The following is a 7,108-nucleotide window of genomic DNA, read 5'->3' on the forward strand; positions in this document are numbered from 1 at the left end:
GGAGCACCCCACGAAAGCCGCAGCTCGCCGGTCCGACCAACGCTGCCGTCAACAACCACCGTAGCAACCTACTTCCGGAAGAGCCGGTGCAGGCGGCCGCGGAGATGTTGGAAGCGGAGGAATTGTTGGCGTTCGCGCTCGATGTGCTTGTACCGCCGCGCATTCTTCTTGTAGAAGTCCTGATGAAAGTTTTCCGCCGGCCAAAACGTCGTGGCGGCCTCAACCCCCACCACAATCGGTGCAGCGTACATCCCCGAATTAATCACGCGCTGCTTCGACGCTTCCGCCTCCGCACGTTGGGCGTCGTTCCGCACAAAAATCACCGGCCGGTAATTCTCACCACGATCGCCCATCTGGCCCATGTCGTCGGTGGGGTCAATCAGCTGCCAATAAATATCTACCAGTTCGGCGTACGTAATTTTGCGTGTGTCAAAGATGATTTCGACCGCCTCAACGTGCCCCGTATAGCCACCACTCACCTGCTCGTACGTCGGCTGCTCCACCGTGCCACCAGTGTAACCCGATACCACCGCCTCAATTCCCGACCGGGTATCGAACGGTTCCACCATGCACCAAAAACAGCCACCAGCAAAGATTGCTCGGTCCTCATACGGTGCGTCGGCCGCGTTATACCGGTCCAAATCAAAGTGGGCCGCGCCCACTTCGTCCCCGGTCACGCGGCGATAGAAATCCGTCAGATCCGGCGTTAGGTTGTTGCGCAACGCCAGCGGCCGCAACTCGCCCTCTAGTTTGGCGACCACCGCGTCGGGACGCCCACCGTTGGTCAACGCGTCTTTGGCCCCCACCAGCAACTGCCGTTCCCAGGCACGGGTTGCCGGCGTGGTAATCAAAGTTGTCAGGGTACCCAATAACTGCTCACGGTTATATTTCAATTAGCATCACCCTCCCGGCGCAGGTACCACCATGCACCTAACAACGCAATGACTGGTACCACGATAGTCGCGGCTCCTAGCCACCGCCGCAGCAACGCCACCAATCCTGCGCCCACGGCAAACGTCACCATGATCGTGGCCGTTTGTCGCAACTTTGTCCACGCCTTCTGCTCGTGCAACCACAGCGCATCAAAACTGGTTTCGGCGAGTGTGCGTAGGTTGCCGGTCATCATGAGTGGCGTGAACGGCCCACCGTTCAGACGACGGAACTCCTGCAATACAGCGGCGGCGGCCACCGATAGTAGCGCTGTGCCCAGCACCGCGACACCCCACTGACTGAATACCACCGCCAGCACCAACACGACCGCAACGTACAACAGGATTGCCTGGCGCCTTTGCGGATCATGTTGGCCTAACCAGCGGTGTCGTTGCAATACCCGCACGATAATCGTACCGACAAAGAAAGCCAATAACGATACCAAATAACGGCCACTGCCCACCAGGTCGCCCTGGCCGAGGTGCACCCCAAAGAGAATCAAGTTACCCGTTTGCAGGCCGGCGAACACTTCGCCGTGCACCAGGTACGAGTACGCATCAAGTCCACCGGCTGCCAACGTCAAAATGGCCCCGAAAACCGTCCGTTCATGCCGTGCAATTTGCGTCTCCAAAACGTCCACCACCCTCTATATGCTGCCGTAATACTAACAATTAATAAGTGCCGTTGCAACTATCCAACGATTGCACGTTAACTGTACCAAAACGACGCTCAGCAACCATCCGCAATTCCGGATGCCCACTGAGCGCCGTTGATCTCTATTACTAGTAACTACTGACTGTTAATCCACCTGTACCCGCAACAAATCAACCGCTACGTGCACGCTGGCCGGTGGTGCGGCCAATAACGCGGCTTTGGCCGCAACTGGCGCCTGCCAGGTCAGCGGGGTCATTGCAACCACGTCGGCAAACAGTTCTGGTGTCACCGCAAAGTCGTACGCAATTGGTGTCACGGTTGCGTGAGGATAGACCGCCATGAAGCGGTCCATGACGCGGGCGTTACTGTATGTACCTTTGGGTGTGCCCGCATATAGCCCCTGACGGAGTTCGTGCAGGTAATCGGCATCGGGGATAATTTTGAGAATCCGCCCACCCGGACGCAAAACGCGGTTAAACTCCGCGTACGCACCGGGAGAAAATAGGTCCACCACCGCCGAAAAGGTGTCATCGAGGAACGGTAGCCGTGCTAAATCCGCCACGCAGTAAAACGCCGGTGTGTCCAGCGCCCCCGCTAAATTGATGGCCGGGGACGAAATATCAAAGCCGATGCCCGTGGCCCCCGTCGCCGCTAGCTTGGCGGTCGGCGTGCCCTCACCGCAACCAATATCCAGGAAGCGATCATTTGGCGTTAGTTCGGTCGCGATCTCCGCCAAAAATTGGTCGAAAAAACCCGCCGACAGCACCCGTCGCCGCGCGGCAAGCATGGCCGTACCGTACTCCGTAGCCACGGGAGCGTTCAGAAAATTAACGGTCCCCTTCTTGGCCAAATCAAACTGGTGGTGCTCCGGGCAAACCAAGCTGGTACCGGTGACCTCCAGCGGCTCATGACAGACTGGGCACGCAAAGAGTTCCCCCTGCTCGGACACCATCTGCGCCTTTGCTTCAATTTTCCGCAATCTACACCCCCGTAGTTAGCTGTCCGACAATCTTGGTGCCATGCGCCTCGCTAACGTCCAACGTACTGGTCACCATCGCGACGTTATCCATCGTCACCCCGCCGCCTGGCAGAATGCCAATCCGTCCGTGCGCCCACCCCACAATTTCCTGGAGGTGGGGCAAAGTCGCCGTGATGGGCGTCGTCAGCGGTCCGCCGTGCGTTAGTATACGCACCACGTTATGTGCCACGAGCCAGTCAATCGCGGCCGCCTGAGCGTGAGCTGGGATCGCATCAAACGCCATGTGCATCACCACGGGTAGGTTACCGGCCGCGGCCATCAACCGCTCCATGACCGTCGTTGCTAAGAACCCATCACGTGTTAACGCCCCAAAAGTCACGGCGTCAACGCCGGCGTCCCGTGCGACGGCCAAATCCGCAACCATCACCGCAATCTCAGCCTCAGTGTACACAAAGTCGCCACCGCGGGGCCGAATCATTGCTACCACCGGCACCCCGTGTTCATGGGCCACCGCAACGGCTGCGTGCATGACGCCGGCGGAGACGGTGGTTCCACCAACCGCTAAATTATCGTTCAGCTCAATCCGCCCGGCACCCGCTTGAATGGCGGCCGCGATTAGCGTCATGTTCTCAACAGCAACCTCTCTAATCATCGGCATCCCCCACCACTTTGGACATGTTGATATCCGTGACCACGAAACCCATCTTGGCATACACATGCTGGGCCCGTTGGTTATCACCAAAGACGTGCAGACCAATGCTGCGCACACGCCGCTGCCGCGCCTCGGCGTCCAACGCCGTCAGCGTCGCCTGGCCGTAGCCTTGATTCCTCATCGCCGCATCAATCACGATGTCGTAGACGAAGAAGGTACGCTTATCCTGATCCCAATGTACCCACAACGAACCAACGGGTTGGCCTGCGTCCGTGACGGTCCACAACAACTCGCTGGGAGTCGCCAAGCCTTGTGGCAACAACTCCGCGTAACTGGCTTGTGCCAAGGCGGGTGCCTCCTCGGCGGTCCAGGTACCCGCATGCACTTTCTCCGCAATATATTCCTGCACACTCGTGTCCAACCACTGTTGGTATTCATGTGCGTTCATTGGTTGCAATTGTACGTCCATAGTTGTCACCCCCAGCGGCCGTTTTCCGGCTCGTTTTAGTTCCTCGTGAATAATTGTAGCACGGCAACAGCCACAACTTTGCTCTAATCGTCACCCACAATCCGGTTCCGCCCGCCTTGCTTGGCGCGATACAGCAGGCTGTCTGCCCGGCGGTATACCGCGTTGGCACGTTCATCAGCGGCCGTTGTCGCACTAATCCCAATGGATGCCGTCACGTGTACTGGCTGACCGTCATCATCCAAAACTTGTAATTCCCGAATCGTTTTCTGACAACGTTTCGCCAATTGCCGACCGGCAGTTGCGTCCATGTCTGGTACCACCACCATGAATTCCTCACCACCAGTGCGGTATAAACGCGCGGCCGGTTCCACTGCACTCAGCGTAGCCTGCAGACTGCCACAGAACCCCGTTAGTACGTGGTTGCCCACCAGGTGACCGTACGTATCATTAATCCGTTTGAAGTGGTCGATATCGAACGCGATGACGAGAAATGACGTCCCGCCATCAAACCACGTACCGGTATCATCACGAAAACTCATCCAGTTGCGGGCACCCGTCAATCCATCCGTACGGGCGTTCTTGGCGCTATCAAGCGACCGCACGTGGTCGTTATGCAAGAGCACCGTAAACACGTAGCAGGTGACCGCACTCATGGCAAAGCTGATCAGCATCACCGGCAACGTACGCGTATCCATCCCAACGTTATCCGCCAGTAGCCAGTACCCTACGCCAAGGTAGAACTGCACCAACACGGTGACTGTTGGGTGAGCGTCAAACGGTAAAAACCACCTTTGCTCGGCCCACAATAAGAAAACGTAGCCCGTAAACAGCACGACCAGTGGCCAACTAAATCCGGGGAAATAAATACTCACGAGTGCTAACGTCCAGGCAGTGGCTACTACTTTATTACGTAGCGTGAGAATGACGTTATTGTATGTACTCAAGATCAGTAAGACGCAGTTAGTCATGGTGAGGCCTACCAGCGGCTCGCTAAGAATATTAACCAGGCTTAAAATAACGGTGCTAGACAGGGCAAAAAAGGCCGTGTAAGCCAGTTCGTGGCGCCACGGCCACGTGACGGTGTCCTCCACATCCCAGTCCACCCAGTGCATTAACTGCTGCAACAGAGCGATAAATGCCACACTAAATAAGGTCATTACGACCCACGCAAAGCCGGTTATTGCTACCATCAGATCACGCTCCCCCAAACGTGGCTCAGCACCACGCAACGTACTGCTCATCACATTATAGCGAATGGCTCAAAGCTTAGTCACGCCCCTACGGTTAAAAAACGGTCGGTGTAACCAGAATAACCGTACGCACGTAAAAAGAGCACCCCTACCGCCACCAACCATATTGGCCGACTGACGTCAGGGCACCCTCAAAATAATACGTTATTATTCAGTTACGGCCCGCTGCTGCTTAATCTCGGCGAAGCGCTGTGGTGACAGCTTGCCGAGGTCCACCAACTTTTGCTCAATCTGGTCGAGCACCGCGTTACGGTCTTCGGGGTGGTTCACAAAGTCGTACTTGTCCCGGTTAACGGTTAACAGGGTCGAACGGGTGTAGCCCTTTGACCATTCACGGTAAGCCTGGTTAACCCGGTTGTAGTAGGACACGAGTTCCGGCTTGTCACGAATATCTTCCATCTCGCGACCACGGTGTTGAATTTCATCAATTTCGTGGTCAGGATCAATTTGCAGGTAGACGGCGAGGTCAGGCAAACCATTCCATGGGCTACCATTGACGTTAGCCTGCATTTCCTGTGACAGCGTCACGTAAATGTTGAAGTCCACGTCATCAATTTCACCATTTTGGTGCAGCTGCGAAGCCATAACAAAGTCAGATTCCAAGGAAGAATCCAGAACGGCGTTTTCCTGCATGACGGCCTTCTTCAACTGCTGATAACGGAAAGTCAGGAACGCAATCTGCAGGATGGTCCCCGTCGTCTTACGACTGTCCTCGCCGGCCTCGTAGAATTTCTGCAACATCTTGGCAATCATCCCGTTGCCTTCGACGTCCTCGTAATACGCTGGTGTGCCCAAATCAGCGGACAGCAGCTTTGTTAGCGACGTCTTGCCCGCGCCGATACTACCAAGAATATAAATCATGATCTAGCCCTCGCCTTTTTCTTTCTTAACCACCAAAAGCGAGCAAGCTGCTCGCCTCAAATGTACCTTATTCACTTTACCAGTTTTGACGTAAATTGGTAGTGCCAATTACAGAATAATTAATTGCTACTTGAGTGTTTCCAGACCCATGCGCTTACGACCAGCGTTGAACCACGGGCTAACCGTGAACGCCAAGATGTCGTTCACAACGTAAATACTGGAGTTGATGGCCATTGCCAGGCTGGCGTCGCCCTGGGCAAAGGTGATGCCCCACAAAACGAGTTGAGCCACACCACTAAACAGCCACCAGAAGTACTGGTTACTGTAACGCAGGAAGCAGACAATCCCACCAGTCAGGGAAATGGAGAATGCCATCCCGTCGTAGATAGGACGTGGGTCGTTGGTCAGGTTGCCAATCAGGTAGGCACTGACTGCCCAAACAATCAGCGTGAACGCAATGGAAGTAACCCATTCCTTGGCGCCAAACTTACGCAGGTGGTTCTTAGTGTCGTTGTTCCAGCTCCGAACGCTGATCAGCACGGGCAGGTCCAGGGTCACCACGTAAGCAATCTGTTCAAAGATGGACAGGTAGTTCTTAGCGGAGAAACCGACAATAATAAAGCAGGCGGCGCTGACGAGACCCAACCAACCATTAACGGCCTTCGTGGCGTTAATGGCCAGGACGCACAGCACCCCGATCATGGTACCAAAGAAGGTAATAACGGTCAGGCCGGTGATCTTGGCGTTAACTAGCGTCATAATCTGACAACCCAAAGCAAACCAGAACAGGTAGTAATTCTGTTGTGGCCACCCCTTTAGTTGGTTAAAGAGCCACTGGAAATAATTTTCTGATGAATCCATTGCACAAATCCCCTTCACTATATAAATATCTCGTTGTTAGAACAACTGTTGACCATTATGCGGCGAAAGTTTTTGAAATTAAAGTCTTGAATCTACCAGATGTTGGTGATATGTGCGTGCACCACACACTATATAGTGTGGTAGGTGAATAATTTTATGGTAACGCCACCATCCGGCTACTGGCGGCAACCATCCATGTGAATCCCCACTACAACTCACGGATGGACAAATATTTAAATTCTTAATGGTCACCACCGCATTGCAAAAAATGGGTGCAAGACCACGACAGCCTTGTTCGCGGTAAATCAAGGACGGTAACGTTGAGACACAAACATTATAATCTAGTGAGGAAAAATTACGCTTTATATAACCGTACTAATGGACCTCACTACATCGTTACGGAGTGTCCCCCTAGTGGCGGTTCTGGCCGGTACGGGTGCTGTGGCGTGCTG

At 54.7% G+C, this 7,108-nt stretch carries 8 protein-coding genes; all 8 read right to left on the reverse strand.

Annotated features, from left to right (window positions below; translation table 11 throughout):
* Positions 1-68 precede the first annotated feature (68 nt).
* A complete protein-coding gene (msrA, locus tag LPA02S_RS09960) occupies positions 69-893 on the reverse strand; it encodes a peptide-methionine (S)-S-oxide reductase MsrA (RefSeq protein ID WP_056956674.1) in 825 nt (274 codons plus the stop codon).
* Entirely contained in the window at positions 890-1,561 is a 672-nt protein-coding gene (locus tag LPA02S_RS09965; protein ID WP_054651474.1) for a YoaK family protein, read from the reverse strand. The genes msrA and LPA02S_RS09965 overlap by 4 nt, the downstream gene beginning before the upstream one ends.
* 168 nt (positions 1,562-1,729) lie before the next feature.
* Positions 1,730-2,563 (reverse strand): putative RNA methyltransferase, encoded by an 834-nt coding sequence (locus LPA02S_RS09970; RefSeq protein ID WP_054651472.1) that lies wholly within the window; start codon positions 2,561-2,563, stop codon positions 1,730-1,732.
* Between the two features lies 1 nt (position 2,564).
* Entirely contained in the window at positions 2,565-3,215 is a 651-nt protein-coding gene (locus tag LPA02S_RS09975; protein WP_054651470.1) for a copper homeostasis protein CutC, read from the reverse strand.
* On the reverse strand, positions 3,208-3,684 hold the full coding sequence (locus LPA02S_RS09980; protein WP_054651468.1) for a GNAT family N-acetyltransferase: 477 nt from the start codon (positions 3,682-3,684) through the stop codon (positions 3,208-3,210). The genes LPA02S_RS09975 and LPA02S_RS09980 overlap by 8 nt, the downstream gene beginning before the upstream one ends.
* A gap of 83 nt (positions 3,685-3,767) precedes the next feature.
* On the reverse strand, positions 3,768-4,874 hold the full coding sequence (locus LPA02S_RS09985; RefSeq protein WP_054651466.1) for a GGDEF domain-containing protein: 1,107 nt from the start codon (positions 4,872-4,874) through the stop codon (positions 3,768-3,770).
* A 207-nt stretch (positions 4,875-5,081) separates the two neighbouring features.
* Positions 5,082-5,795 (reverse strand): deoxynucleoside kinase, encoded by a 714-nt coding sequence (locus tag LPA02S_RS09990; protein WP_056956675.1) that lies wholly within the window; start codon positions 5,793-5,795, stop codon positions 5,082-5,084.
* Between the two features lie 126 nt (positions 5,796-5,921).
* Positions 5,922-6,656, reverse strand: coding sequence for a nicotinamide riboside transporter PnuC (gene pnuC / locus LPA02S_RS09995; RefSeq protein ID WP_054651464.1), 735 nt, complete (start codon positions 6,654-6,656; stop codon positions 5,922-5,924).
* Positions 6,657-7,108 lie beyond the last annotated feature (452 nt).

This window comes from Lacticaseibacillus pantheris DSM 15945 = JCM 12539 = NBRC 106106, from assembly GCF_001591865.1.
In the GTDB taxonomy this organism is placed as follows: Bacteria; Bacillota; Bacilli; order Lactobacillales; family Lactobacillaceae; genus Lacticaseibacillus; species Lacticaseibacillus pantheris.

Excerpts from the sequence above, each read along its gene's own strand:
- pnuC (WP_054651464.1), bottom strand. The coding sequence starts at position 6,656 with ATGGATTCATCAGAAAATTATTTCCAGTGGCTCTTTAACCAACTAAAG.
- LPA02S_RS09980 (WP_054651468.1), bottom strand. The coding sequence starts at position 3,684 with ATGGACGTACAATTGCAACCAATGAACGCACATGAATACCAACAGTGG.
- LPA02S_RS09990 (WP_056956675.1), bottom strand. The coding sequence starts at position 5,795 with ATGATTTATATTCTTGGTAGTATCGGCGCGGGCAAGACGTCGCTAACA.
- LPA02S_RS09975 (WP_054651470.1), bottom strand. The coding sequence starts at position 3,215 with ATGATTAGAGAGGTTGCTGTTGAGAACATGACGCTAATCGCGGCCGCC.
- LPA02S_RS09985 (WP_054651466.1), bottom strand. The coding sequence starts at position 4,874 with ATGGTAGCAATAACCGGCTTTGCGTGGGTCGTAATGACCTTATTTAGT.